Source organism: Pseudorhodoferax sp. LjRoot39, assembly GCF_964253035.1.
GTDB lineage: Bacteria > Pseudomonadota > Gammaproteobacteria > Burkholderiales > Burkholderiaceae_C > Pseudorhodoferax.
The window spans coordinates 3,254,863-3,281,228 of the sequence record NZ_CAXUQL020000001.1; the positions used below are offsets into that span (position 1 = coordinate 3,254,863).

The window sequence follows — 26,366 nt, forward strand, 5'->3', positions numbered from 1 at the left end:
TTCTGGACGATCCATGGATGCTGCTTCCCCCGGGCTGACCAAGCCCACCGTGCTGGTGGTGGACGACACGCCGGACAACCTCTCGCTCATGAGCGCGCTGCTCAAGGACCTGTACAAGGTCAAGGTGGCCAACCACGGCGAGCGCGGCCTGCGCATCGCCAACGCCGACCCGCCGCCGGACCTGATCCTGTTGGACATCATGATGCCGGACATCGATGGCTACGAGGTCTGCGCCCGGCTCAAGGCCGAGCCGCGCACGCGCGACATTCCGGTGATCTTCCTGACCGCGCGCTCGGAGGTGGAGGACGAGACGCGCGGGCTGGAACTGGGCGCGGCCGACTACATCACCAAGCCCATCAGCCCGCCCATCGTGCTGGCGCGTGTGCATGCGCACCTGACGCTGAAGGCGCACGCGGACTTCCTGCGCGACAAGAGCGCCTACCTGCAGGCCGAGGTGGCCAAGCGCACGGCCGAGGTGCAGGCGATCCAGGACGTGACCATCATGGCCATGGCCTCGCTGGCGGAGACGCGCGACAACGAGACCGGCGCGCACATCCGGCGCACCCAGCTCTATGTGCGCCGGCTGGCCGAGCAGCTGAAGACGCACCCGCGCTTCTCCAACTACCTGACCGAGCGCACGATCGAGCTGCTGTACAAGTCCGCGCCGCTGCACGACATCGGCAAGGTCGGTATTCCCGATGAGATCCTGCTCAAGCCGGGCAAGCTCACGCCCGACGAGTTCGAAGTCATGAAGACCCACACCACGCTGGGCCATGCCGCGATCTCGGAGGCCGAGCAGCGCCTCGGCATGAAGGTGGACTTCCTGTCGCTGGCCAAGGAGATCGCGCTGTCGCACCAGGAGAAGTGGGATGGCTCGGGCTACCCGCAGGCACTGGCGGGCGATGCGATTGCGCTGTCGGCGCGGCTCATGGCGTTGGCCGACGTGTACGACGCGCTGATCAGCAAGCGCGTGTACAAGCCGGCCTTCCCGCACGAGGAAGCCGTGCGCATCGTGGTGGAAGGCCGTGGCAAGCATTTCGACCCCGATGTGGTCGACGCCTTCCTGGCCGTGGCCGAGGATTTCCGCCAGATCGCCGCGACGCACCGCGACGACGACTGACGGGGAGGGCGGAGCTTGGAGCGGCCGACAAAACGGTTCAAGACGACCGAACCGGATGTTTCGTGAAAGCCGTGCTGGTGCCGCTGCAGGGCGCGCACGGCGTGTGAAGCGCGTCGATGTGGGTGTACCGGCGATGTCTCGGCCGTACCAAGCCCAGCACCCAGATGCACAAGAAGACGCGCGGGATCAGGGCTGCTGCAGGTCGCGCACGAAGGCTTCGAGTTGTGCGGCCGACAGCGGCCGGCTGAACAGGTAGCCCTGGGCCTCGTCGCAGCCCTGCTGGCGCAGAAAGCGCAGCTGGGCTTCGGTCTCCACGCCTTCCGCGATGGTCTGCAGGCCCAGGCTGCTGGCCATGTGGATGATGGCGGCGACGATGGCGCGGTCGTCCGCGTCGACGCTGATGTCGCGCACGAAGGACTGGTCGATCTTGAGCTTGTAGGCGCGAAAGCGCTTGAGGTAACTCAGCGAGGAATGGCCGGTGCCGAAGTCGTCGATCGACACGCGCAGGCCGCGCTCGTGCAGCGCCTGCAGCACGGCGATGGCATGCTGCGGGTCCTGCATGGCGGCGCCTTCGGTCAGCTCCAGCTCCAGATCGGACGGTGCGAGGCCGGCCTCGCGCAGCACGTCGTCGATCAGCGCAGGCAGCTGTGTCTGCTGCAATTGCATGGCCGACAGGTTGACTGCCATGGTCAGGCCCGGCAGGCCGCGGTCGCGCCAGGCCTTGAGCTGGAAGGCGGCGTTGCGCAGCGCCCACTCGCCGAGCGTGTCGATGAGGCCGCAGGCCTCGGCCAGTGGAATGAATTCGGCCGGGGAGACATTGCCCAGTTCCGGATGGCGCCAGCGCAGCAGTGCCTCGACACCGGCCACATGGCCACTGCGCAGATCCACCATGGGCTGGAAGACCAGTGCGAACTGCTGGCGTTCCAGCGCGCGGCGCAGTGCATTCTCCATGGCCAGTGCGCGCGCCGCCTCGCTCTGCATGGCGGGCGTGAAGAAGCGGTAGGCGCTGCCGCCGCTGCGCTTGGCCTGGTGCACGGCCGCATCGGCGCGCTGCGTGAGCGTGTCGAAGTCCTCGCCGTCCTGCGGGTACATCGCGATGCCGATGGAGGAGGAGATGCTCAGTTCGCGTTGCGCGATGTCGTAGACGGGTGCGGTGCGCGCCATGAGCTTGTCGGCCACATGGGCTGCGCCATGCACATCGGTATCGGGCAGCACGAGCATGAATTCGTCGCCGCCCAGGCGGGCGACCAGGTCGCGTTCACGCACGGCCGAGCGCAGACGCGTTGCCAGCGCGGCCAGCAGTTGATCGCCGATGCGGTGCCCCAGCGAATCGTTGACGTACTTGAAGCGGTCCAGGTCCAGGTACAGCACGGCCAGCGGCTTGGTGCCCGCATGCGCCTGCGCGATCGCCTGCGTGGCAGCGCGCGCCAGCAGGGTGCGGTTGGGCAGGTTGGTCAGTTCATCGATGTCGGCCTGGCGCCAGGCGCGCGAAGCACTCTCCGCGTACTGCGCAACCTGCTCCTGCAGCAGCTGCACCTGGCGTTGCAATGCGTCGGCCGGGTCCGCGGCCAGGCCGGCATCCGTCAACAGCCAGACCGTGCCGGCTTCCGGCCGGCCGGCGTGCTGCGCCTGCACGCGCGCATGGCAGCGCAGCGCGCTGCCGTCCTGACGCTGCAACGTCAGCACCGTGCTGAACACCTGGCCGGCCTTCAGCGCGGCGGCGCAGCGGCGCTCCACCTCCACCCACTGCGCATCGTCCGCATGCCAGGCGCGCGAGGTCAGGCCCACAAGGTCCTGTGCAGCATGGCCCAGCATGTCGGCGAGCGGAGCGTTGCAGTACTGGATGCGCAGATCGCGCAGCCAGGCCACGCCGGCGGGCAGGGCGTCCAGCACAGTGCGCAGTCCGTCGGAGGGCGTGAGGAGCGATGGAGAGTCGTGTGACGCGTGCAGCGGGCCGGCCATTGGGAGGATCAGTCTTGCAGGGGCGAGATGCCGACCACCACCAGGGACAGGTTGTCGCCGCCGCCGCGCGCGCGCGAGCGGGCTTTGTCCACCAGCAGTTCGGCGGCATCGCGCGGCGACACCGCCGCCAGCAGAGCACCGAGCTCGGCGTCGTTGAAGTAGTGCCACACGCCGTCGCTGCAGGCCAGCAGCACGTCGCCGGGCGCGAGCTGCGCGATGCGGTGCTCGCCCAGCGGCGGCTCGGCCTCGCTGCCCAGGCAGCCGATCAGGATGTTGGAGTCGGGATGGACGCGTGCCTGCTCTTCGCTCAGTTCACCACGGTCCACCAGCGACTGCACATACGAATGGTCGCGCGTGCGGTGGATGAGCCGACCCTTGTGGAAGTGGTAGATGCGCGAGTCGCCCACATGGGCCCACTGGCAGTCGCCCCTGGGCAGCACCAGGAAGGCCGCGATCGTGCTGTGCGGTTCCTGCTCGGCCGAGATGGCCGTCAGCTTGATCACCATGTGCGCCTGTGCGACCACGCTGCGCAGCAATGCCACGCTGTCGTCGCCGACCGGGTCGAAGCGCTCGAACAGCTGGCGCGCCGTCAGCTGCACCTGGTCGGCGGCTTCGCGCCCGCCACTGCGCCCGCCCATGCCGTCGGCCACCACGCCGAGCAGGCAGCCCTTGGTGCGCGGATGCTGCAGCAGCGCCACCTGGTCCTGCTGGTACTGCCGATCACCCTTGTGGATGCCGGTCGCGGCGCTGATCCGGAATCCTTGGGGCGGCGGCAGGGGCATCGTCGGTGTTGGGCTTTTGTAACGAGCGCGTATTATCAAACGATCCAGCGCATGTCCTGTGCGCGCCGACGCCCATCTTGTCCGCCAATCTCCACTCTCCCGAACGCCAGCTGATCGAGCTGCGCATCGAGCATGCCGACCTCGACGCCCTGGTGGACCGCATGGTCCACGCCACCCCGGTCGACGAGTTGCTGGTGCAACGCCTGAAGAAGCGCCGCCTGGCGCTGCGCGACCGCATCGCGCGGCTGGAATGGCAGCTCGAACCCAAGGAGCCCGCGTGAACGCAGACGCTGGCGCCGCGGTGCCGGCGCTGGTGCAGCAGGTGCGCGCGGCCTTCGCCGAGGGCGGCGTGCTGGCCCGGGCCGACGAGCACTACCGTCCGCGCCAGGGCCAGATCGACATGGCCGAGGCCGTGGCCCGCACCATTGCGCAGGGCGGTGCCCTGGTCGTGGAGGCGGGCACCGGTGTCGGCAAGACCTTTTCCTACCTCGTGCCGGCCTTGCTGAGCGGCGAGCGCGTGCTGGTCTCCACCGCCACCAAGACCTTGCAGGACCAGCTGTTCGGGCGCGACCTGCCGCGCCTGCGCGACGCGCTGGGCCTGGCCCTGCGCGCGGCTCTGCTCAAGGGGCGCAGCAGCTACCTGTGCCTGCACCGCATGCGGCAGGCCGGCCAGACGCTGGCCCGCGAGGAGACCGCGGCCTGGCGCACGCTGACGGCGGTCCAGCATTGGGCGGTGGCCACGCGCACGGGCGACCTGGCCGAGTTGGCCGGTCTGGACGAGCGCTCGCCCGTCACGCCGCTGGTCAGCTCCACGCGCGAGAACTGCCTGGGCGGCGACTGCCCCGATTTCCAGGCCTGCCATGTCTACCGCGCGCGGCGCGAGGCCATGGCGGCCGATGTGGTGGTGGTCAACCACCACCTGTTCTTCGCCGACCTCGCGGTGCGCGAATCGGGCATGGCCGAACTGCTGCCCACGGTGCGCGTGGCGATCTTCGACGAGGCGCACCAGCTCAACGAGACCGGCGTGCAGTTCCTGGGCCGGCAGTTGGGCACCGGCCAGTTGCTGGATTTCGTGCGCGACGCGCTGGCCACCGTGCGGCCGCTGGCGGGTGGCCTGGTCGACTGGCAGGCCCAACTGGAGCCCGTGGAACGCAACGCGCGCGACCTGCGCATGCTGGCCGGGCCGGCGGCGCCCGGCACGCGCCTGCGCTGGCTGGGTGCGGCCCCCGAGGGGATCGATGCGACCGAGTGGGCCGAAGCCCTGCAGGCGCTGGCGGCGGCGCTGCAGCGCCTGTGCGGCTGGCTGGAGGGCGTGGCGGCCATGTCGCCCGATCTCGCGCGCCTGCACGCGCGGGCGCTGGTGCTGGCCGAGCGTGTCGCGCAGTTCGCGGCCGTGGGCGCCGAGGGTGTGGTGCGCTGGGTCGACGTGGGCCTGCAGCTGCGGCTGATCGAGGCACCGCTGTCCATTGGTGCCACCGTGCAGGCCCAGCTGCTGCAGCAGCCCGGCCGGGCCTATGTGTTAACCTCGGCCACGCTCGGCGACGACCCGGGCCTGCGCTGGTTCACCGAGCCCTGCGGGCTGGAGCAGGCCGAGATCCTGCGCGTGGACAGCCCGTTCGACTACGCGCGCCAGGCCGCCTTGTATGTACCGCGCAAGCTGCCCAAGCCGGGCGATGCCGACCACGGTCCGGCCGTGGCCGCGCTCGTCGCCGATGCCGCTGTGCGCTTGGGTGGCCGAACGCTGGTGCTGACCACCACCTTGCGCGCGCTGCGCGGCATCGGCCAGGTCCTACAGGCGCAGCTGCAAGGGCAGCTCGAGGTGCTGGTGCAAGGCCAGATGGCGCGCCAGCGCATCCTGGACCGCTTCCGCGAAGGCGGGCAGGGCGGCGCGGCAGGCTGCGTGCTCGTGGCCTCGGCCTCGTTCTGGGAGGGAGTGGACGTGCCGGGCGATGCGCTGCAGCTGGTGGTCATCGACAAGCTGCCGTTCCCGCCGCCGAACGATCCGCTGGTCGAGGCACGGGCCCAGCAAATCGAGCTGGCCGGGGGCAGCGCCTTCAAGGAGTACTTCCTGGCCGAGGCCGCGGTGGCGCTCAAGCAAGGGGCCGGGCGGCTGATCCGCCGCGAGAGTGACTGCGGGGTGCTCGTCGTGGGGGATGCCCGGCTGGTGCAGATGGGCTATGGCAAGCGGCTGCGGGCGGCGCTGCCGCCCATGCGTCAGCTGCAGGACGAAGCCGAATTCCTGCAGGTGCTGGACGCGCTGGCGGCTACCAGACCTTCCACCACGGATCGTCCTTGGGCTTGAAGCCGCCGCGCTGCACGAAGGCGCTCTGCGGGTAGTTGGTCTCCAGCACGCGGCGGGCATCGTCGCGCAGCTGGGTCATGCCCAGGGCTTCGTAGCTCTTGTAGATGATGTACAGCGCCTCTTCCAGGGCCGGCACTTCGCGGTAGTCGGCCAGCGCGATCTGGGCGCGGTTGATCGCAGCCACGTAGGCGCCGCGCGTGTAGTAGTAGCGCGCCACATGCACTTCGTACTGTGCCAGCGAGTTGACGATGTAGTTCATGCGCTGGCGCGCATCGGGTGCGTAGCGCGAGTCCGGGAAACGGGTCACCAGCTCCTTGAAGGCCTCGAACGAGTCCTTGGCGGCCTTCTGGTCGCGCTCGGACAGGTCCTGCCGGCTGATGAACGCGAACATGCCCATGTTCTCGTTGAAGTTGACGATGCCCTTCAGGTACAGCGCATAGTCCAGCGCCGGGCTGGCCGGGTGCAGCTTGATGAAGCGGTCCAGCGTGGCGATGGCCTGCGCCTGCTCGTTCGACTTGTGGTAGGCGTAGGCTTTTTCCAGCTGGGCCTGCTGGGCCAGCGGCGTGCCGGCGGCGCGGCCTTCGAGCTTCTCGAACAGCGTGATGGCGCGCTCGTAGCCGCCCGAGCTGAGCTCTTCCTTGGCCTCGCTGTAGATGCGGTTGGGGCTCCAGTTCGCGGTCTCGTCCACCGACTTGGTTGCGCAGCCCACCAAGGCCGCAGCCAGCAGCAGTGGCGCGAGCGCCGATAATTTGGAACGATGGAACACGGGCAGATCCCTTGAAAGAAGCGGCGGCAATTATATCGACCACCCCCCCTGGCGACCCGATGGCGGAAGGCCCCGAGGACGAGCAGGGCTTGGTCGCCGAGGTGGAGCTGCGCCAGGTCGTGGTCGATGCTGGCCTGCACGGCCAGCGGCTCGACCGGGCGCTGGCGACGCTGGTGTCGGAGTTCTCGCGCAGCTACCTGCAGCAGCTGATCGAGGCCGATGCCGTGCAGTTGAACGGCCGGCCGGCGCGCAAGAGCGCGGCGCGCGTGCATGTGGGCGATGCGCTGCAGGTGGAGTTGCGGCCGACGCAGCAGAGCCAGGCCTTCGTCGCCCAGGACATGGCGCTGGACACCGTGTACGAGGACGTCCACCTGCGCGTGCTGCACAAACCCGCGGGTTTGGTCGTGCATCCGGCGCCGGGCAACTGGAGCGGCACCCTGCTCAACGGCCTGCTGGCGCTGGATCCGGCCGCGGCCACGCTGCCGCGCGCCGGCATCGTGCACCGGCTCGACAAGGACACCAGCGGCCTGATGGTCGTGGCGCGCACGCGGGCCTGCATGGACGCGCTGGTGGCCCTGATCGCGCAGCGCGCCGTGAGCCGCCAGTACCTGGCACTCGCGCACCGGCCCTGGAGCGGCCCGGCGCACCGCACGGTGGATGCAGCCATCGGCCGCGATCCACGCAACCGCCTGCGCATGGCCGTGGTGGATCTCGCGCGCGAGGCAGGCAAGACCGCCCGCACGGACTTCGACTGCCTGGACCGGGCGGAGCAGGGCTGCTGGCTGCGCTGCACGCTGCACACCGGCCGCACCCACCAGATCCGTGTGCACGCGGCTGCGCTGGGCCACCCGCTGGTGGCCGACGCGTTGTATGGCGGCGCGCCGGCCGCGGGCCTGGCGCGCCAGGCCCTGCACGCCTTCCGGCTCGCGTTCGTGCACCCGATGACGGGCCAGGCCCTCGAGCTGTTCGCGCCCCTGCCTGGAGACATGCGCCAGGCGCTGGACGCCTGGGGGCTGCGTTACAATCCTTGACCAGCGCGCCTGGCCTGACCCAAGGTCGGCAGCGCGAATGCCAGATACGCCCGATGCGTTCGCCGAGGCGGCAACCAGTCCACCCAGACGCATCCGTGCCCGCACCGCCCTGGTGCTTTTCCCGGAACCGTAGCAGCCATGAATTCGGCAGAGGCCAAGCATGTCCTCGAGGCGGCCTTGATGTGTTCGCCGCAGCCCTTGCCTGTGCGCGAGCTGCGCGTGCTGTTCGACGACGTGCTCGGCGCCGACACCATCAAGACCCTGCTGGCCGAACTGCAACTGGAGTGGGCCCAGCGGGGGCTGGAGCTGGTCAGCGTGTCCTCGGGCTGGCGTTTCCAGAGCCGGCCCGCGATGCGCGCCTACCTGGACCGCCTGCACCCCGAGAAGCCGCCGCGCTACACGCGCGCGGCGCTGGAGACGCTGGCCATCATCGCCTACCGCCAGCCCGCGACGCGCGGCGACATGGAGGACATCCGTGGCGTCAGCATCAACGCCCAGGTGCTCAAGCAGCTCGAAGACCGCGGCTGGGTCGAGGTGATCGGCCACCGCGAGACCGTCGGCCGTCCGGCCCTGTTCGCGACCACGCGCCAGTTCCTGGACGACCTGGGACTGGAGTCGCTGGACCAACTGCCCGTGGCCGACGATCCGGCCCAGCGTGCGCAGTTGATGGCGGCATTGGCCTCGGCCGATCCGGCCCAGGTGGCTTTGCCCATCGACGAGGTGGAGCCGGCCATGGATGCCGACGAGCCACCCACTTCCCCCGAACCTTCCCCCGAAACGAACCCCGACGACGGCGCATCCCGCGCAGCGTCCGAACCAGCGGATCCCAGCCCATGAACGACATTCCCGGCACCGCGCCCGAAGGCGAAGACAACGGCGCACACGCGGCGGCGGCGCCGCCCGCCGAACAGGCCGAACCGGTTGCAGAACAGGCCGGGTCGGCGTCCGCACCCGAAGCGGCAGCCGGCCAGCCCGAGGTCGCGCCGGTCGAGAGCCGCTTTGCCGACGTGGTGTCCGGTCGCTTCGACGAGGACGAGGAAGCCGCTGACCTGGCTCCACCCAAGCGCGTGCTGGCGCCGCAGCCCGAGACGCCCAAGCTGCACAAGATCCTGGCCCAGGCCGGCCTCGGTTCGCGGCTGGAGATGGAGCAGCTCATCACCGAGGGCCGCATCTCCGTCAACAACGAGCCGGCCCACATCGGCCAGCGCATCCAGTACGGCGACCAGATCAAGGTCAACGGCAAGCCCATCCGCGTGCGCATCGACGCGCCGCCGCCGCGTGTGATCGCCTACCACAAGCCGACCGGGGAAGTCGTGACGCACGACGACCCGCAGAACCGGCCGACGGTGTTCCGCAAGCTGCCCAAGCTGTTCCAGGGCAAGTGGCAGTCGGTCGGGCGGCTGGACCTCAACACCGAAGGCCTGCTGCTGTTCACCAACTCGGGGGAGCTGGCCAACAAGCTCATGCACCCGCGCTTCGGTCTGGAGCGCGAGTACGCCGTGCGCGTGCTGGGTGCGCTCAGCAACGAAGAGAAGCAGCGCCTGCTCGACGGCGTGCGCCTGGACGATGGCCAGGCGCAGTTCGGCAGCATCGAGGACGGCGGCGGCGAGGGTTCCAACTGCTGGTACCGGGTCACGATCTCCGAAGGGCGCAACCGTGAAGTGAGGCGCATGTTCGAAGCCGTTGGCCATGCCGTCAGCCGGCTGATCCGCATCCGCTACGGTGCGATGCAGCTGCCGCGCGGGCTCAAGCGCGGCGCTTCGCTCGAACTGGACACGCGCGACATCCAGGCGCTGATGCATGCAGCGGGGGCGCAGGCGCCCCAGCCCCGTGCTGAGCGTGCGGCCGGTGGGCGCAACCAGGCGCCCGACCGCCGTGGTGGTGGCCGCAATGCACGCGGCGGCCAGGGCCCGCGCCAGGGCGCAGGCGGCGAAGGCGGCATGCCTGCGCAAGCGCGCGGCAATGGCGGTGGTCGCGGCAAGCGCGGCGGCCCCAATCCGGGCGGTGCTGGCAACGCCGGTGCGCGCCGCGACGCGGGCGGCCATTCCGAGGGCGCCATCCCCAATCCGCTGACGGTCAGCACCCCGGGCGGCCAGCGCCGCGCTCCGCGTGATGGTGGGGGCGGGGGCAACGGTGGCCAGCCCGACCCGATGAAGACGTCTTTCGGCTACATCGGTGCCGACAGCTTCACGCGCCAGCGCCAGGGCCAGCAACGCCGTGGCGGCGGAGGCGGCGGTGGCGGTGGCGGATCGCAGCGGCGCGGTGGCCGCGGCCGCTGAAGACCGGCATTTCCCTGGCGCGTGCGCAGCTTTCGAATACGGACATCTGCACGGGCTAAAATCACGGGCTTTGCGCGCTCTGGCGCATTCCCCGTTTCTCAAACGATCCAAGGCCTCGCGGCCCAACCCAAGGACACTCCAAAAATGGCACTCGAACGCACCCTCTCCATCATCAAGCCCGACGCCGTCGCCAAGAACGTCATCGGCCAGATCTACGCCCGCTTCGAAGCCGCCGGCCTGAAGATCGCCGCAGCCCGCCTGGTGCAGCTGTCGCGCGCCGAAGCCGAGCAGTTCTACGGCGTGCACAAGGAGCGCCCCTTCTTCAAGGACCTGGTCGAGTTCATGATCTCCGGCCCCGTCATGGTCCAGGTGCTGGAAGGCGAGAACGCCATCCTGAAGAACCGCGACCTGATGGGCGCCACGGACCCGAAGAAGGCCGCCGCCGGCACCATCCGCGCCGACTTCGCCGACAGCATCGACGCCAACGCCGTGCACGGCTCGGACGCTGCCGAAACCGCCCAGGTCGAAGTCGCCTTCTTCTTCCCGGGCCTCAACATCTACGCACGCTGAGATGCTGCATTCCGCGCCTTGCCACCCCGCCCGGGGTCGTCGCCGGCGCGGGCTGAGCGTGGCGGGGGCTCGTCCATGACCGCCGCCCCCGTCAACCTCCTGGAGTTCGACCTCGACGGCCTCGCGGCTTTCTGCGAGCGCCTGGGCGAAAAGCGCTTCCGCGCGACCCAGCTGTTCCGCTGGATCCACCAGCGCGGTGCCAGCGATTTCAGTCAGATGAGCGACCTGGCCAAGTCGCTGCGCGGCAAGCTCGAAGGCGCTGCGCAGATCACGGCGCTGCCCGTCATCACCCAGAACATCTCGCAGGACGGCACCGTCAAGTGGCTGTTCGACGTGGGTGCGGGCGATGCGGTCGAGGCTGTGTTCATCCCCGAGGACGACCGCGGCACGCTGTGCATCTCTTCGCAGGCGGGCTGCGCCGTCGGCTGCCGCTTCTGCTCCACCGGCCACCAGGGCTTTTCGCGCAACCTCACGACGGGCGAGATCCTCGCCCAGCTGTGGTTTGCCGAGCACTTCCTGCGCAAGCACCTGGGCGTGGCCGAGCGCGTCATCTCCAACGTGGTGATGATGGGTATGGGCGAGCCGCTGCAAAACTACTCGGCTCTGGTCCCGGCGCTGCGCGTGATGTTGGACGACCATGGCTATGGCATGTCGCGCCGGCGCGTGACGGTGTCGACCTCGGGCGTGGTGCCCATGATGGACCGGCTCGGCCAGGACTGTCCGGTGGCGCTGGCCGTCTCGCTGCACGCGCCCAACGACGCGCTGCGCGACAAGCTGGTGCCGCTGAACCGCAAGTACCCGCTCGACGAATTGATGGGCGCCTGCCAGCGTTATCTGGCGCATGCGCCGCGCGACTTCATCACCTTCGAATACTGCATGCTCGATGGCGTGAACGACCAGCCCGAGCATGCGCGCGAGCTCATCGCGCTCATCGAGCGCTACCGCACCGACGGCGTCTGGTGCAAGCTCAACCTCATTCCGTTCAACCCGTTCCCGGCCTCGGGTCTCAAGCGCTCGCCGGCACCGCAGGTCAGCGCCTTCGCCAAGCTGCTGCTCGACGCCGGCCTGGTCACCACCGTGCGCAAGACCCGCGGTGACGACATCGACGCCGCCTGTGGCCAGTTGGCCGGCGACGTGAAGGACCGCACGCGGGTGACCCAGCGCATCGCGCTGCAACGCCAGGTGCCGCTGCAGGTCGTCGCGGCACCGCCCGATGGGAGCTGACACGATGCGCATGACGACGCGCCTGCCCGGCCGCACCGTGGCCTTGTGCCTCGCCGGTCTGGCCCTGTTCGGCGCGGCGCTGCTGTCTGGCTGCGCGGTGCCCGCTGGTGGCGCGCGCGGCACGGATCCTTCGGGCGTCGTGATCCCCTCCGAGGAGACGGATGCGCGCAAGCGGGCGCGCGTGCGGCTCGAACTGGCGTCGCGCTACTTCGACCAGGGCCAGACCAATGTGGCGCTGGAAGAAGTCAAGCTGGCGCTGGCGACCGATCCCGGCTTCGCCGAGGCCTTCAATCTGCGAGCATTGGTCTACATGCGGCTCAACGACCTGGCGCTGGCCGAGGAGAGTTTCCGCCAGGCCCAGCGGCTGAGCCCGCGCGATCCAGGCACGGCCCACAACTACGGCTGGTTCCTGTGCCAGCAGAGCCGTTACGACCAGGCCGTGGCGCAGTTCGCCGTCGCACTGGAGCACCTGACCTATACCGACAAGGCCAAGACCTGGCTGGCGCAGGGCATGTGCCAGCAGCGGGCCGGTCAGGTGGCCGAGGCCGAGCGTAGCCTGATGCATTCGTACGAGCTCGATCCGGCCAACCCTATCACCGGCTACAACCTGGCGCAGTCGCTGTTCAAGCGCGGCGACCAGCAGCGCGCGCAGTTCTACATCCGCCGCATCAACAACAGCGAATTTGCCAACGCCGAGTCCCTGTGGCTGGGCATCAAGGTCGAGCGCAGCCTGGGCAACCGCCAGGCTGCCGAGCAACTGGGCACGCAATTGCGCAACCGTTTCGTGCAGTCCCGCGAGTACATGGCTCTGGAGCGCCAAGCTTTCGATGAGTGACAAGAACCTTTCCCCCGACGTGGCACCGCCGCCTTCCGATCAGGCTAGCAGCGGCGCACAGCGCGCCGGTGCCATGCTGCGCCAGGCACGCGAGGACGCAGGCCTGCATGTGGAGGCCTTGGCCGTTGCCCTGAAGGTGACGGTCAAGAAGCTGGAGGCCCTGGAGGCCGGCCGCATCGATCTGTTGCCTGATCCGACTTTCGCGCGCGGCCTGGCGGCCAGCATCTGCCGCGGTCTCAAGCTTGATCCGAAGCCCGTTCTCGATCTGATGCCGGGCATTGCAGGCGAGCGCAGGGCCGTCTCGCCGCCGGCCATCAACGCGCGTTTCGAACCCGGCGCTGCGGCGTCCGGCAGCGCCGTGCTGCGCGGCAGCCCGAGTCCAGCGATGTGGATCGTGGCCGTGCTGCTGCTGGGTGCGCTGGCCATCTACCTGTGGCCGGGCATGGGCAACAGACCGGCCGATGCAGACAACGGGTCGGCCGCCACGCCCATGGGCGCGCCGAGCGCCGTGACGGAAAGCGTGACGGTAGAGCCTGTGCCGGCCGCGGCTCCGGCCGTGACCGAGCCGGCACCCGCCGCCAGCGCTGCGTCGGCGCCGGCCGCGGTGGCCGCGGTGGCCGCGCCGGCCGCGCCGGCCGCGGTGGCTGCGCCCGCGCTACTGCAGTTCGTCGCCAAGAGCGAGACCTGGGTGCAGGTGACCGATGCCACCGGCGCCACGCCGCTGCGCCGCAGCCTCGTGGCCGGCGAGACCGTGACCGCCACCGGCACGCCGCCCTTGGCCGTGGTGGTGGGCCGCATCGATGCGGTCGAGGTGCAGGTGCGCGGCGAGCCACGCGACCTGCGCGCCATCGCCAAGAACAACGTCGCACGTTTCGAGGTGAAGTGACCATGCCCGACGCCGTCGATCCCAGCATCCCCTGCGCCATCGAGCCTGTGGCCCCGGCCGCGCGCCGCACCCTGCAGGCCGAGGTCCGCTGGAAGGACCATCTGCTCACGCTGGGCGGCGATGCGCCCGTGCGTGTGCAGTCCATGACCAATACCGACACGGCCGACGCCATCGGCACCGCGATCCAGGTCAAGGAACTCGCGCTGGCAGGCTCGGAGATGGTCCGCATCACGGTCAACACGCCCGAGGCGGCCGAGGCCGTGCCGCACATCCGCGAGCAGCTGGACCGCATGGGCATCCATGTACCGCTGATCGGCGACTTTCACTACAACGGCCATCGGCTGCTGACCGACTTCCCGGCCTGCGCCGAGGCCCTGTCCAAGTACCGCATCAACCCCGGCAACGTGGGCAAGGGCGACAAGCACGACAGGCAGTTCGGCCAGATGATCGAGGCCGCCATGCGCTGGAACAAGCCGGTGCGCATCGGCGTGAACTGGGGCAGTCTGGACCAGGAACTGCTCGCCAGCCTGATGGATGCGAACAGCGCGCGCGCCCAGCCGCTGGACGCCAAGCAGATCATGTACGAGGCGCTGATCACCTCGGCCATCTCCTCGGCCCAGTTGGCCGAAGGCATGGGCATGGCGGCGCAGCAGATCATCCTGTCGTGCAAGGTCAGCGGCGTGCAGGACCTGATCACGGTCTACGGTGAACTCGCGCGCCGCTGCCGCTACCCGCTGCACCTGGGCCTGACCGAGGCCGGCATGGGCACCAAGGGCACGGTGGCCTCGTCGGCCGCGCTGGCGGTGCTGCTGCAGCAGGGCATCGGCGACACCATCCGCGTGTCGCTCACGCCGCAGCCGGGCGAGGCCCGCACGCAGGAAGTGGTGGTGGCCTCCGAGATCCTGCAGGCCCTGGGCATGCGCAGCTTCGTGCCCAGCGTGACGGCCTGCCCGGGCTGCGGCCGCACCACCAGCACCACCTTCCAGGAACTGACCAAGCAGATCGACGACTTCCTGCGCCTGCAGATGCCGGTCTGGCGCAACCGCTATCCCGGCGTGGAGAAGCTCAAGGTCGCCGTGATGGGCTGCATCGTCAACGGCCCGGGCGAGAGCAGGCATGCCGACATCGGCATCAGCCTGCCCGGCACTGGCGAGGCCCCGGCCGCGCCCGTCTTCATCGACGGCGAGAAGGCCATGACGCTGCGCGGCGAAGGCATCGCGCAGGAGTTCCAGCAGGTCGTCGAGAACTACATCGAAAAGCGTTTCGGCCAAGGCTCTGCGGCCGTCGCCTGAACAAACCGGATTCCCATGGCTGACAAGATCAATGCCGTCAAAGGCATGAACGACATATTGCCGGCGAGCGTGCCGCGCACCGACAAGCTGCCCGATTCGGCGTTGTGGCACTGGTTCGACAGCACCGTGCGCGAGGTGATGGCGCGCTACGGCTACCAGTACATCGTGACGCCCGTGGTCGAGCCCACGGCGCTGTTCGTGCGCGGCCTGGGCGAGGTGACCGACATCGTCGAGAAGGAGATGTACTCCTTCACCGATTCCATGAACGGCGACAAGCTCACGCTGCGGCCCGAGGCCACGGCCGGCATCGTGCGCGCGATGGTCGAGCACAACGCGCTGTACAACGGCCCGCTGCGGCTGTGGACGGCGGGCCCGATGTTCCGCCATGAGCGGCCGCAGAAGGGCCGCTACCGCCAGTTCCACCAGCTCGACGTCGAGGCCCTGGGCTTCGCCGGCCCCGACGTGGACGCTGAACTGATCCTGCTGGTGCGCGCGCTGTGGAAGCAGCTCGGCCTCATCGAAGGCCGGCATGTACGGCTCGAGCTCAACAGCCTGGGCCAGCCCGCCGAGCGCCAGGCGCACCGCGATGCGTTGGTGCGCCACTTCGAGGCCCATGCTGAGCTGCTGGACGAGGACGCCAAACGCCGCCTGCACAGCAATCCGCTGCGCATCCTGGACACCAAGAACCCGGCCATGCAGGCCATGGTCGAGGCCGCGCCGCAGCTCATGGACTTCCTGGGCGAAGAGTCGCGCGCGCATTTCGACGCCGTGCGCGCCGTGCTCGACGCCGCCGGCCTGGCGTACCGCGTGAACCCGCGCCTGGTGCGCGGCATGGACTACTACAACCTCACGGTGTTCGAGTGGGTGACCGACCAACTGGGCTCGCAGGGCACGGTCTGCGGCGGTGGCCGCTACGACGGCCTGATCGCGCAGATGGGCGGCAAGAGCGCGCCGGCTGTGGGCTTCGGCCTGGGTATCGAGCGCCTGCTGCTGCTGATCCAGGGCCTGGGCCTGGCGGTACCCGACGCGGCGCCCGCGGCCTATGCCATCGTCACCGCGCCCGAGCTGTTGCCGCGGGCCATGGTCGTGCTGGAGCAGTTGCGCGAGACCGGCCTCAAGGTTGTGCTGCATGCCGGCGGCGGCAGCATGAAGTCGCAGTTCAAGAAGGCCGATGCCAGCGGCGCGCAGCACGCGCTGATCTTTGGCGCCGACGAAGCGGCTGCCGGCGAACTGACCATCAAGGCGCTGCGCGACGGGCAGGGTGCCCAGCAACGCCGCTCCCTTTCCGATGTAGCCGAATGGGCCGCATCCCTACAATCGCGCGCTTGATTTCGTGCGCTGACCGCGCCTTTCGCTCTTCCTCATGGCAAAACATCTCGATCTCGAAGAACAGGAACAGCTCGACCAGGTCAAGCACCTGTGGCAGCGCTACGGCAATGCCATCACCTGGCTGCTGATTCTGGTCCTCGCCGGTTTTGCCGGCTGGAACGGCTGGCAGTACTGGCAACGCAACCAGGCGGCCAAGGCCGCCGCGCTGTACGACGAAGTGGACCGCGCGGCCAGGGCCGGCGACACCGCCAGGCTGGAGCGGGCCTTCGGCGACATCCGCGACGGCTACGGCAGCACGACTTACGCGCAGCAGGCTGGCCTGCTGGCCGGCAAGGTGCTGCATGAGAAGGGCAATTCCGACGCCGCGAAGGCGGCGCTGGGCTGGGTGGCCGAGAAGTCTTCGGACCCGGCCTACCAGGCGCTCGCGAAGCTGCGTCTGGCCGGCCTGCTGTTCGATGCCAAGGCCTATGACGACGCGTTGAAGCAGCTCGGCGGCAATTTCGCCGGCGAGTTCGCCGCGCTGGCGGCCGACCGCCGGGGCGACATCCTGGCCGCGCAGGACAAGAAGGCGGAGGCACTGGCGGAGTACCGCAAGGCCTATGCCGGCCTGGATGCCCGCTCGGGCTACCGCCGCATGGTCGAAGTCAAGCTCAACGCGATGGGTGTCGACCCCACAACCACTGCCACCACCGGAGCCGCCAAATGATGGCGCGTCGCCTCACCCGCCGCCTGGCGTCCACCGCGACGCTGCTGGGCCTGACGGCCGCCCTGCTGGCCGGCTGCGGCAGCAGCGGCAAGCCCAAGCCGACCGAGCTCGGCCCCAATCCCGGCCTGCTCGGCGTGCGCCAGGTCTGGACCGCCAAGGTCGGCGAGATCGGCTACCCGCTGGACGTGCAGGTCACGGGCCAGCAGGTGGCGCTGGCCAGCAGCGACGGCACGGTGCTGGCGCTGGACGCGCGCACCGGCCGCGAACTGTGGCGCGCGGCCACCAAGGCCAAGCTGTCGGCCGGTGTCGGCAGCGACGGCCAGCGCACGGCCGTGGCCACGCAGAACAACGAGATCGTGGCCTTCGAGGCCGGGCGTGAACTGTGGCGCCAGAAGCTGGCGGCCCAGGTCGCCACGGCGCCTTTCGTGGCCGGTGGCCGCGTGTTCGTGCTGTCGGCCGACCGTTCGATCACGGCGCTGGACGGCGCCAGCGGCCGCCGCCTGTGGACCCAGCAACGCCCGGGTGATCCGCTGGTGCTGCGCCAGAGTGGCGTGATCCTGGCCGTCGGCGACACGCTGGTCGTCGGGCTGTCCGGCCGCCTGGTCGGCCTGAACCCGCTGAACGGCCAGGTGCGCTGGGATGTGCCCGTGGCCACGCCGCGCGGCACCAACGATGTGGAGCGCCTGGTCGACCTGGTCGGCCGCGTGAGCCGCGTTGGCGACTCCGTTTGCGTGCGTGCCTTCCAGATCGGCGTGGGCTGTGTGGATGCAGCCCGCGGCAACCTGGTCTGGACCAAGCCTTCGTCGGGCTATGTGGGCGTGCATGGCGACGACCGCATGGTCTATGGCCCCGAAAGCGACGGCAAGCTCGTGGCCTGGAACCGCAGCAACGGCGCGCAGGCCTGGGTGTCCGAACGCCTGCGCTACCGGCAGCTGACGGCCCCTCTGGCGCTGGGACGTTCGGTCATCGTCGGCGACGAGACTGGTCTCGTGCATTTCCTGTCGCGCGAGGACGGCTCGCCGCTCACACGCGTGAGCACCGATGGCTCGCCCATCGTGGCCGCCCCGGTCGTGGCTGGCGACACCCTGGTGGTCGTCACGCGCAACGGCAACGTGTACGGCTACGCGCCCGAGTGAACTGGACAAGATGAAACCCGTCATCGCCCTGGTGGGCCGGCCCAATGTCGGCAAGTCCACGCTGTTCAACCGGCTGACGCGCTCGCGCGACGCCATCGTGGCGGACTTCGCCGGCCTCACGCGCGACCGCCACTACGGCAACGGCAAGCAGGGCAAGCACGAGTACATCGTCATCGACACCGGCGGCTTCGAGCCCACAGCCGAGAGCGGCATCTACAAGGAGATGGCCAAGCAGACGCGCCAGGCCGTGGCCGAGGCGGATGTGGTGATCTTCGTGCTCGATGCGCGCGGTGGCCTGTCGGCCCAGGACCACGATATCGGCAACTACCTGCGCCGCCTGGGCAAGCCCTGCGTGCTGGCGGCCAACAAGGCCGAAGGCATGCACGACGGCCAGCAGTTGGTGGAGTTCTTCGAGCTCGGCCTGGGCGAGGTGCATGCGGTGTCTGCTGCGCACGGCCAGGGCGTGCGCACGCTGGTCGAGCTGGCGCTGGCGCCGCTGGGCCTGCCGGAGGATCCCGAGGAGGCCGCGGACAACGAGCCCGGCGTGATCCGCCTGGCCGTGGCTGGCCGGCCCAACGTCGGCAAGTCCACGCTGATCAACACCTGGCTGGGTGAAGAACGCCTGGTGGCCTTCGACATGCCGGGCACCACGCGCGACGCCATCAGTGTGCCGTTCGAGCGCCATGGTCAGCGCTTCGAACTCATCGACACGGCCGGCCTGCGCCGGCGCGGCAAGGTGTTCGAAGCGATCGAGAAGTTTTCTGTCGTCAAGACGCTGCAGGCCATCGAGGGCGCCAACGTGGTGCTGCTGCTGCTCGATGCCACGCAGGGCGTGACCGACCAGGACGCCCACATCGCGGGCTACATCCTGGAGAGCGGCCGCGCCGTGGTGGTGGCCGTCAACAAGTGGGACGCCGTGGATGCCTACCAGCGCGAGCTCGTGCAGCGCTCCATCGAGACCCGGCTGCCCTTCCTCAAGTTCGCCGCAATGCACTTCATCTCGGCCAGGAAGCGCCAGGGCATCGGGCCGCTGTGGGGGGCCATCGCGCAGGCGCACAAGGCCGCCATGTGCAAGATGTCCACGCCGGTGCTCACGCGCCTGCTGCTGGAGGCTGTGCAGTTTCAGTCGCCGCAGCGCAGCGGCATGTTCCGACCCAAGATGCGCTATGCGCACCAGGGCGGAATGAACCCGCCCATCATCGTGATCCATGGCAACTCGCTGGAGCACGTGACCGAGGCCTACAAGCGTTTCCTGGAAGGGCGGTTCCGCAAGGAATTCGACCTGACCGGCACGCCGCTGCGCATCGAGATGCGCACCTCGGCCAACCCCTTCGCCGACAAGACCGACCGCTGATGCGGCGAGCCTGGTGCACCGCGGAGGTGCATGCGGCGGGCCTGTCTCAACACGCAATCTAAGGACATCAGTGTTTCTACGGAGGGTGCCCACCCTCTGTGGTATGGTCCCCTTCTTCCAAATAACAACGGTTTGAACACGGAGGATATCGTGAGCAACAAAGGTCAACTTTTGCAGGATCCTTTCCTGAATACGCTGCGCCGCGAACATGTGCCGGTGTCGATCTACCTGGTCAACGGCATCAAGCTGCAAGGCCAGATCGAGTCGTTCGACCAGTACGTCGTCTTGCTGCGCAACACGGTGACCCAGATGGTCTACAAGCACGCCATCTCCACCATCGTTCCGGGTCGCGCCGTGAACTTCCAACCGGCACAGGACGACAACGCGGACGCAGCGTCCTAAAAGTCCTGCCGCCGGCACTTGTGTGTCGGCCACCCGCGCACCACCCAGGTGGTGCGCCCTCTCGGTTCTCTCCGATTGACTGAAATTCCTGTTGCGGACGCTGCGACGGCCTCGGCCATTCTGGTCGGGGTCGATTTCGGCCTTCCCCATTTCGACGCTGAACTCGAAGAGCTCGGCCTGCTGGCCCAAACCGCCGGCCTGCAGCCCGTGGCCCGCGTCACCTGCAAACGCAAGGCGCCCGATGCCGCGCTGTTCATCGGCAGCGGCAAGGCCGAAGAGATCAAGCTGCTGGCGCGCATGCACAAGGCGACCGAGGTGTTGTTCGACCAGGCCCTGAGCCCGGCCCAGCAGCGCAACCTCGAACGTGCGCTGGAGCTGCCGGTCAACGACCGGACCATGCTGATCCTGACGATCTTCTCGCAGCGTGCGCGCAGCCACGAAGGCAAGTTGCAGGTGGAGCTGGCGCGGCTGCAGTACCTGTCGACGCGGCTGGTGCGACGCTGGTCCCACCTGGAGCGCCAGCGCGGCGGCATCGGCACACGTGGCGGCCCGGGCGAACGCCAGATCGAACTGGACCGCCGCATGATCGGCGAGTCCATCAAGCGCACGCGCGAGCGCCTGTCCAAGGTCGTGCGCCAGCGCGGCACGCAAAGGCGCCAGCGCGAGCGGCGCGACGCGTTCACGATCTCGCTGGTGGGCTACACCAATGCCGGCAAGTCCAGCCTGTTCAATGCGATGGTCAAGGCGCGCGCCTATGCCGCCGACCAGCTGTTCGCCACGCTGGACACGACCACGCGCCAGCTGTACCTCGGCGAGGCCGGGCGGTCCGTGTCGCTGTCCGACACCGTGGGTTTCATCCGCGACCTGCCGCACGGCCTGGTCGATGCGTTCCGCGCGACATTGCAGGAGGCGGCCGACGCCGACCTGCTGCTGCATGTGGTTGACGCGTCCAACCCGCACCATCCGGAGCAGATGGAAGAAGTGCGCCAGGTGCTGGCCGACATCGGTGCCGACGACGTGCCGATGCTGCTGGTGTTCAACAAGCTCGATGCGCTGACGCCCGAGCAGCGGCCGCTGCAATTGGCCGACACCGTGGAGGTCGATGGCCGGCAGATCGGGCGGGTCTTCGTCAGTGCGCGGACGGGCGAAGGCATGCCTGCGCTGCGTGCGGAACTTGCGCGTCGCGCAGAGCAGATCGCGCCCGCGCAGGCCCTTGATTCCCCTGGGTATGATGAGGCCGATCCCCGTTTCGGCACAATCGTCCGTTGACCAAAAGAGACCAGAGCGCATGAACCTTTCTTCTCGGCCGTCGGCTTGGGCAGGCCTTCCCGGCCGCATCCGCGGCATGTTCAATCTGAACGATCCGCGCTGGGGCCGTGGAGACGACAAGGCGAGTGATTCGGACGAGAAGCCCGACACGCGCCGTCCTGACAGCAACGAGCGTCCCTACGAGCCTCAGCGCCCCACGCCCAACCGCGGTGGCAACCAGGGTCCGCCGGATCTGGACGAACTCTGGCGCGACTTCAACCGCAAGCTCGGCGGCCTGTTCGGCGGTGGCCGCAACGGTGGCCGCGGCAACATGGGCTCGGGCAACGGCGGAGGCTTCCAGCCCGACATGAAGGGTGCCGGCATCGGCATCGGCTTGATCGGCGCAGTCGCCGTGCTGATCTGGCTGGGCACCGGCTTCTTCATCGTGCAGGAAGGCCAGCAGGCCGTCATCACGCAGTTCGGCCGCTACCACTCGACCGTGGGCGCTGGTTTCAACTGGCGGCTGCCGTACCCGATCCAGCGCCACGAGCTGGTGTTCGTGACGCAGATCCGCTCCATCGACATCGGCCGCGACGTGATCATCAAGGCCACCGGCCTGCGCGATTCGGCCATGCTGACCGAAGACGAGAACATCGTCGAGATCCGCTTCGCCGTGCAGTACCGCCTGAACGATGCGCGCGCCTTCCTGTTCGAGAGCAAGGACCCGACCGCCGCCGTGGTGCAGGCGGCCGAGACGGCCGTGCGCGAGGTGGTCGGCAAGATGCGCATGGACTCGGCGCTGGCCGAGGAGCGCGACCAGATCGGCCCGCGCGTGCGCACGCTGATGCAGACCATCCTGGACCGCTACAAGGTCGGCATCGAGATCGTCGGCATCAACCTGCAGCAAAGCGGTGTGCGGCCACCCGAGCAGGTGCAGGCCGCGTTCGACGATGTGCTCAAGGCCGGCCAGGAGCGCGAGCGCGCCAAGAACGAAGCCCAGGCCTACGCCAACGACGTGATCCCGCGTGCCACCGGTACGGCGTCGCGCCTCATGGAAGAGGCGCAGGCGTACAAGTCGCGCATCACGGCCCAGGCCGACGGTGACGCGCAGCGCTTCCGCTCGGTGCTGACCGAGTACCAGAAGGCGCCGCAGGTCACGCGCGATCGCCTGTACACCGAGACCATGCAACAGGTCTACAGCAACGTCAGCAAGGTGATGGTGGACTCGCGCCAGGGTTCCAACCTGCTGTATTTGCCGCTGGACAAGCTCATGCAGGCCTCCGGCCAATCGGTGGGCGCCGTTGGCGATCCGACCCTGTCGGGCAGCGGCCAGACCACATCGACCGCACCATCGGTGCCGCCTCTGGCGAGCGGTGACATGCGCGCCCGCGACGGGCGCACCCGCGAACGTGATTTGCGCTAGGAGACGCGCCAAGTGAACAGAATCGGATTCATCGCATCCTCGCTGCTGGTGCTGCTGGCACTGGCGAGCTCCATGCTGTTCGTGGTGGACCAGCGCCAGTACGGCGTGGTCTACGCGCTCGGGCAGATCAAGAAGGTCATCACCGAGCCCGGCCTCAACTTCAAGATGCCGCCGCCGTTCCAGAACGTGCGCTACCTCGACAAGCGCCTGCTGACGCTGGAGAGCAGCGACTCCGAGCCCATGCTGACGGCCGAGAAGCAGCGCGTGGTGATCGACTGGTACATCCGCTGGCGCGTGACCGACCCGTCGGAGTACATCCGCAACGTGGGCCTGGACGAAAGCGCCGGTGCCAACCAGCTGAACCGCGTGGTGCGCAACGCGTTCCAGGAAGAGATCAACCGCCGCACCGTGCGCGACCTGCTGTCCACGCGGCGCGAGGAACTCATGGCCGACGTCAAGCGCGAAGTGCTGGAAGTCGTGCGCGGAGGCCGCGCCTGGGGCATCGACGTGGTGGACGTGCGCATCACGCGCGTCGACTATGTGGAGTCCATCACCGAGTCCGTCTACCGCCGCATGGAAGCGGAGCGCAAGCGCGTGGCCAACGAGCTGCGCTCCACCGGCGCGGCCGAGGGCGAGAAGATCCGCGCCGAGGCCGACCGCCAGCGCGAGGTGACCATCGCCAACGCCTACCGCGACGCCCAGAAGGCCAAGGGCGAGGGCGATGCCCAGGCCGCTTCGCTGTACAGCGAAGCCTTCGGCCGCGACCCGCAGTTCGCACAGTTCTACCGCAGCCTGGAAGCCTACCGCGCGAGCTTCAGCAAGAAGAGCGACGTGATGGTGGTCGATCCCTCGTCCGACTTCTTCCGGGCCATGCGCGGGGCGAATTCCGCCGCACCAGCCGGCCGCTGAGCCGCGGCCACGCCCCGTGGACACCCTCTGGGCGGCACTGGCCCTTGTGTTGGTGATCGAAGGCCTGCTGCCGTTTCTGTCGCCGGGCGGCTGGCGCCGCATGTTCATGCAGGTGCTGCAGCTGTCCGACGGGCAGATCCGCTTCTTCGGCCTGTGCAGCGTGCTGCTGGGCCTGGTGCTGCTGGCTCTGTTGTCCTGAGTCTTCGCCGCACGGACTACCGGGCCCCGATCCGAGGCCGGTAGAATGCCTTTTTTAACAGCGCACTGATTTCCATGTCTGCCTGGGTCCTGCCGGATCACATCGCCGATGTATTGCCTTCCGAGGCCCGGCACATCGAAGAACTCCGCCGCGAACTGCTGGACACCGCCCGTGGCTATGGCTACGAGCTGGTGATGCCGCCGCTGCTGGAGCACCTGGAATCGCTGCTCACCGGCACCGGCGAGGCGCTGGACCTGCTCACCTTCAAGCTGGTCGACCAGCTGTCCGGCCGCATGCTGGGCCTGCGCGCCGACACCACGCCGCAGGTGGCGCGCATCGACGCCCACCTGCTCAACCGCCAGGGCGTGGCCCGGTTGTGCTATTGCGGCCCCGTTGCCCACACCCGCCCCGACCGTGCCTACGCCACGCGCGAGCCGCTGCAGTTCGGGGCCGAGATCTATGGGCACGCGGGCCTGGAAGCCGACTTCGAGGTGCTGCTGCTGGCGCTGGACTGCCTGTTCGCCGCCCAGCTGCGCGACCTCACGGTGGACCTGTCCGACGCGCGCATCGTGCAGGCCTTGCTGGCCGACAGTGCGCTGGCCCCGGCCGAACTCGCCCGCATCCATGCCGCGCTGACGATCAAGGACGCTGGCGAACTGGCGGCGCTGACCGCCAAGCTGCCGGCCGTGGACCGCGAAGGCCTGCAGGCCCTGCTGCAGCTGTACGGCGACGCCAGCGTGCTTGACGAGGCTGAACGCGTGCTGCCGAACCGGCCCGCGCTGCACCATGCCCTGGCCGAGCTCCGCCGCTGCGCGGCTCTGCTGGGCGAGAGCGCCAATGTGCGCGTGGACCTGGCCGACCTGCGCGGCTATGCCTACTACAGCGGCGTGCGTTTCTCGATCTATGCGGCGCATGGCGACGCCCTGGTGCGTGGGGGGCGCTACGACGAGGTCGGCGCCGTGTTCGGCCGCAACCGGCCGGCCGTGGGCTTCAGCCTGGACCTCAAGCAACTCGTCGCGGCCGTGCCGCCGCGTCCGCTGCGCGCCGCCATCCGCGCACCCTGGGGTGAAGACGGCGCCCTGCGCTCTGCGATCGCAGCCTTGCGCCGCGGCGGCGAAACGGTGGTCTGCGCTTTGCCGGGCCACGAAAGTGAAATCGATGAGTTCCATTGCGACCGCGTGCTGACGCACGAGGGTGGCAAATGGGTCGTGCAAGCCATCTGAACCTGCCCAGCTTTGGGCACTCGAGACATGAACACAGGTAATCGCGCGGCCGCCGGTCGCAACGTGGTCGTCGTTGGCACCCAGTGGGGTGACGAAGGCAAGGGCAAGCTGGTCGACTGGCTGACCGAGAGCGCCCAGGGCGTGGTGCGTTTCCAGGGCGGCCATAACGCCGGCCACACGCTGGTCATCAACGGCAAGAAGACGGCGCTGCACTTGATTCCCAGCGGCATCATGCGCCCGGGCGTCAAGTGCTATATCGGCAACGGCGTGGTGCTGTCGGCCCCCAAGCTGCTGGAGGAGATCCAGGGCCTAGAAGCCGCCGGTGTGGAGGTGCGTTCGCGCCTGCGCATCAGCGAGGCCTGCCCGCTGATCCTGCCGTTCCATGCAGCGCTGGACGTGGCGCGTGAGGCCGCGCGCGAGAAGGTCGGCATCGAGAAGATCGGCACCACCGGCCGCGGCATCGGCCCGGCCTACGAGGACAAGATCGCGCGCCGCGCGCTGCGCGTGCAAGACCTCAAGTACCCCGAGCGTTTTGCCGCCAAGCTGCGCGATCTGCTGGCCCTGCACAACTTCGTGCTGACCGAGTTCCTGCATGCCGCGCCGATCGACTACGACCAGGTCTACACCGAGTCCATGCAGCACGCCGAGCAGCTGCGCCCCATGATCGCCGACGTCTCGCGCGAGCTCAATGCGGCGCACCAGGCCGGCGCCAACCTGCTGTTCGAAGGCGCGCAGGGCACGCTGCTGGATGTGGACCACGGCACCTATCCCTACGTCACCTCCAGCAACTGCGTGGCCGGCAATGCCGCCGCCGGTGCCGGTGTCGGCCCTGGCCTCCTGCACTACGTGCTGGGCATCACCAAGGCCTACTGCACGCGCGTCGGCGGTGGCCCGTTCCCTACCGAACTCGAGTGGGAGAAGCCGGGCACGCCGGGCTACCACATGAGCACCGTGGGCGCCGAGAAGGGTGTGACCACGGGCCGTTCGCGCCGGTGTGGCTGGTTCGACGCCGCGCTGCTCAAGCGCTCTGCCCAGGTCAACGGGCTGTCGGGCCTGTGCATCACCAAGCTCGACGTGCTGGATGGCCTGGAAGAACTCAAGCTGTGCACGGGCTACAAGCTCGACGGCGAGCTGATCGACATCCTGCCCATGGGCGCGGACGAGATCGCACGCTGCGAGCCGGTCTACGAGACGCTGCCGGGCTGGACCGAGTCCACCGTGGGCGTGACCGACTACCACGCGCTGCCGGCCGCCGCGCGGCGTTACCTGGAGCGCATCGAGCAGACCACCGGTGTGCCGATCGCGATGGTGTCCACGAGCCCGGACCGCGACCACACCATCCTGATGCACAACCCCTATCAGGCATCCTGAGCCCCAGGTCTGCCCCA

Annotated in this window: 25 protein-coding genes; 22 read left to right on the plus strand and 3 right to left on the minus strand. The window is 68.9% G+C overall.

The window, feature by feature from the left end:
• Positions 1–13 precede the first annotated feature (13 nt).
• Complete coding sequence (locus ACSQ4M_RS15215) at positions 14–1,120, plus strand: response regulator (protein WP_436190291.1); 1,107 nt, start codon at positions 14–16, stop codon at positions 1,118–1,120.
• A 186-nt stretch (positions 1,121–1,306) separates the two neighbouring features.
• Here the strand turns inward: ACSQ4M_RS15215 and ACSQ4M_RS15220 are convergent, their stop codons facing one another.
• Together ACSQ4M_RS15220 and ACSQ4M_RS15225 are read right to left on the minus strand one after the other, a co-directional pair.
• Complete coding sequence (locus ACSQ4M_RS15220; RefSeq protein ID WP_436190292.1) at positions 1,307–3,013, minus strand: EAL domain-containing protein; 1,707 nt, start codon at positions 3,011–3,013, stop codon at positions 1,307–1,309.
• A 77-nt stretch (positions 3,014–3,090) separates the two neighbouring features.
• Positions 3,091–3,864, minus strand: coding sequence for a PP2C family protein-serine/threonine phosphatase (locus tag ACSQ4M_RS15225; protein WP_436190293.1), 774 nt, complete (start codon positions 3,862–3,864; stop codon positions 3,091–3,093).
• A 77-nt stretch (positions 3,865–3,941) separates the two neighbouring features.
• On the opposite strand from ACSQ4M_RS15225, the gene ACSQ4M_RS15230 reads away from it, so the two are divergent.
• Entirely contained in the window at positions 3,942–4,145 is a 204-nt protein-coding gene (locus ACSQ4M_RS15230) for a YdcH family protein (protein WP_114465410.1), read from the plus strand.
• Positions 4,115–6,166 carry an ATP-dependent DNA helicase gene (locus ACSQ4M_RS15235; RefSeq protein ID WP_436190294.1) on the plus strand — a complete coding sequence of 684 codons (2,052 nt, stop codon included), beginning with the start codon at positions 4,115–4,117 and terminating at the stop codon, positions 6,164–6,166. Before ACSQ4M_RS15230 ends, ACSQ4M_RS15235 begins: the two co-directional genes overlap by 31 nt.
• On the opposite strand, the gene ACSQ4M_RS15240 is transcribed toward ACSQ4M_RS15235, so the two are convergent.
• On the minus strand, positions 6,129–6,896 hold the full coding sequence (locus tag ACSQ4M_RS15240) for an outer membrane protein assembly factor BamD (protein ID WP_436194018.1): 768 nt from the start codon (positions 6,894–6,896) through the stop codon (positions 6,129–6,131). The genes ACSQ4M_RS15235 and ACSQ4M_RS15240 overlap by 38 nt on opposite strands.
• 95 nt (positions 6,897–6,991) lie before the next feature.
• Here ACSQ4M_RS15240 and ACSQ4M_RS15245 point away from each other — a divergent pair, with 95 nt between their 5' ends.
• From ACSQ4M_RS15245 to ACSQ4M_RS15335, 19 genes are all read left to right on the plus strand, one after another.
• Complete coding sequence (locus ACSQ4M_RS15245; RefSeq protein WP_436190295.1) at positions 6,992–7,963, plus strand: RluA family pseudouridine synthase; 972 nt, start codon at positions 6,992–6,994, stop codon at positions 7,961–7,963.
• Between the two features lie 138 nt (positions 7,964–8,101).
• Entirely contained in the window at positions 8,102–8,800 is a 699-nt protein-coding gene (gene scpB, locus ACSQ4M_RS15250) for an SMC-Scp complex subunit ScpB (protein WP_436190296.1), read from the plus strand.
• The gene (locus ACSQ4M_RS15255) at positions 8,797–10,242 is read left to right on the plus strand and encodes a pseudouridine synthase (RefSeq protein ID WP_436190297.1); all 1,446 of its coding nucleotides are present in this window, start codon (positions 8,797–8,799) and stop codon (positions 10,240–10,242) included. Before scpB ends, ACSQ4M_RS15255 begins: the two co-directional genes overlap by 4 nt.
• 144 nt (positions 10,243–10,386) lie before the next feature.
• Positions 10,387–10,812, plus strand: coding sequence for a nucleoside-diphosphate kinase (ndk, locus tag ACSQ4M_RS15260; protein WP_056667110.1), 426 nt, complete (start codon positions 10,387–10,389; stop codon positions 10,810–10,812).
• Between the two features lie 75 nt (positions 10,813–10,887).
• Positions 10,888–12,036 carry a 23S rRNA (adenine(2503)-C(2))-methyltransferase RlmN gene (rlmN, locus tag ACSQ4M_RS15265; RefSeq protein ID WP_436190298.1) on the plus strand — a complete coding sequence of 383 codons (1,149 nt, stop codon included), beginning with the start codon at positions 10,888–10,890 and terminating at the stop codon, positions 12,034–12,036.
• A gap of 4 nt (positions 12,037–12,040) precedes the next feature.
• Positions 12,041–12,871 (plus strand): type IV pilus biogenesis/stability protein PilW, encoded by an 831-nt coding sequence (gene pilW / locus ACSQ4M_RS15270; protein WP_436190299.1) that lies wholly within the window; start codon positions 12,041–12,043, stop codon positions 12,869–12,871.
• Positions 12,864–13,757: a helix-turn-helix domain-containing protein gene (locus ACSQ4M_RS15275; RefSeq protein WP_436190300.1), complete on the plus strand. Its 894-nt coding sequence runs from the start codon at positions 12,864–12,866 to the stop codon at positions 13,755–13,757. The genes pilW and ACSQ4M_RS15275 overlap by 8 nt, the downstream gene beginning before the upstream one ends.
• A gap of 2 nt (positions 13,758–13,759) precedes the next feature.
• Positions 13,760–15,049, plus strand: coding sequence for a flavodoxin-dependent (E)-4-hydroxy-3-methylbut-2-enyl-diphosphate synthase (gene ispG / locus ACSQ4M_RS15280; protein WP_436190301.1), 1,290 nt, complete (start codon positions 13,760–13,762; stop codon positions 15,047–15,049).
• 15 nt (positions 15,050–15,064) lie between these two features.
• The gene (gene hisS / locus ACSQ4M_RS15285) at positions 15,065–16,378 is read left to right on the plus strand and encodes a histidine--tRNA ligase (RefSeq protein ID WP_436190302.1); all 1,314 of its coding nucleotides are present in this window, start codon (positions 15,065–15,067) and stop codon (positions 16,376–16,378) included.
• Positions 16,379–16,412: 34 nt separating this feature from the next.
• Positions 16,413–17,084, plus strand: a complete 672-nt coding sequence (locus ACSQ4M_RS15290) for a YfgM family protein (protein WP_436190303.1) — start codon at positions 16,413–16,415, stop codon at positions 17,082–17,084.
• Positions 17,081–18,220: an outer membrane protein assembly factor BamB gene (bamB, locus tag ACSQ4M_RS15295; protein WP_436190304.1), complete on the plus strand. Its 1,140-nt coding sequence runs from the start codon at positions 17,081–17,083 to the stop codon at positions 18,218–18,220. The genes ACSQ4M_RS15290 and bamB overlap by 4 nt, the downstream gene beginning before the upstream one ends.
• Positions 18,221–18,230: 10 nt before the next feature.
• Positions 18,231–19,574 (plus strand): ribosome biogenesis GTPase Der, encoded by a 1,344-nt coding sequence (der, locus tag ACSQ4M_RS15300; protein ID WP_436190305.1) that lies wholly within the window; start codon positions 18,231–18,233, stop codon positions 19,572–19,574.
• Positions 19,575–19,724: 150 nt separating this feature from the next.
• Positions 19,725–19,976, plus strand: a complete 252-nt coding sequence (gene hfq, locus ACSQ4M_RS15305) for an RNA chaperone Hfq (protein ID WP_056900321.1) — start codon at positions 19,725–19,727, stop codon at positions 19,974–19,976.
• Positions 19,977–20,060: 84 nt separating this feature from the next.
• Positions 20,061–21,245 (plus strand): GTPase HflX, encoded by a 1,185-nt coding sequence (hflX, locus tag ACSQ4M_RS15310; protein ID WP_436194019.1) that lies wholly within the window; start codon positions 20,061–20,063, stop codon positions 21,243–21,245.
• Positions 21,246–21,264: 19 nt separating this feature from the next.
• Positions 21,265–22,647, plus strand: a complete 1,383-nt coding sequence (hflK, locus tag ACSQ4M_RS15315; RefSeq protein WP_436190306.1) for an FtsH protease activity modulator HflK — start codon at positions 21,265–21,267, stop codon at positions 22,645–22,647.
• A 12-nt stretch (positions 22,648–22,659) separates the two neighbouring features.
• Positions 22,660–23,556 (plus strand): protease modulator HflC, encoded by an 897-nt coding sequence (gene hflC / locus ACSQ4M_RS15320; RefSeq protein WP_436190307.1) that lies wholly within the window; start codon positions 22,660–22,662, stop codon positions 23,554–23,556.
• A gap of 16 nt (positions 23,557–23,572) precedes the next feature.
• On the plus strand, positions 23,573–23,755 hold the full coding sequence (locus tag ACSQ4M_RS15325; RefSeq protein ID WP_436190308.1) for a DUF2065 domain-containing protein: 183 nt from the start codon (positions 23,573–23,575) through the stop codon (positions 23,753–23,755).
• 74 nt (positions 23,756–23,829) lie between these two features.
• Positions 23,830–24,978, plus strand: coding sequence for an ATP phosphoribosyltransferase regulatory subunit (locus ACSQ4M_RS15330; RefSeq protein ID WP_436190309.1), 1,149 nt, complete (start codon positions 23,830–23,832; stop codon positions 24,976–24,978).
• A 27-nt stretch (positions 24,979–25,005) separates the two neighbouring features.
• Complete coding sequence (locus ACSQ4M_RS15335; protein ID WP_436190310.1) at positions 25,006–26,349, plus strand: adenylosuccinate synthase; 1,344 nt, start codon at positions 25,006–25,008, stop codon at positions 26,347–26,349.
• The last annotated feature ends 17 nt before the right edge of the window (positions 26,350–26,366 follow it).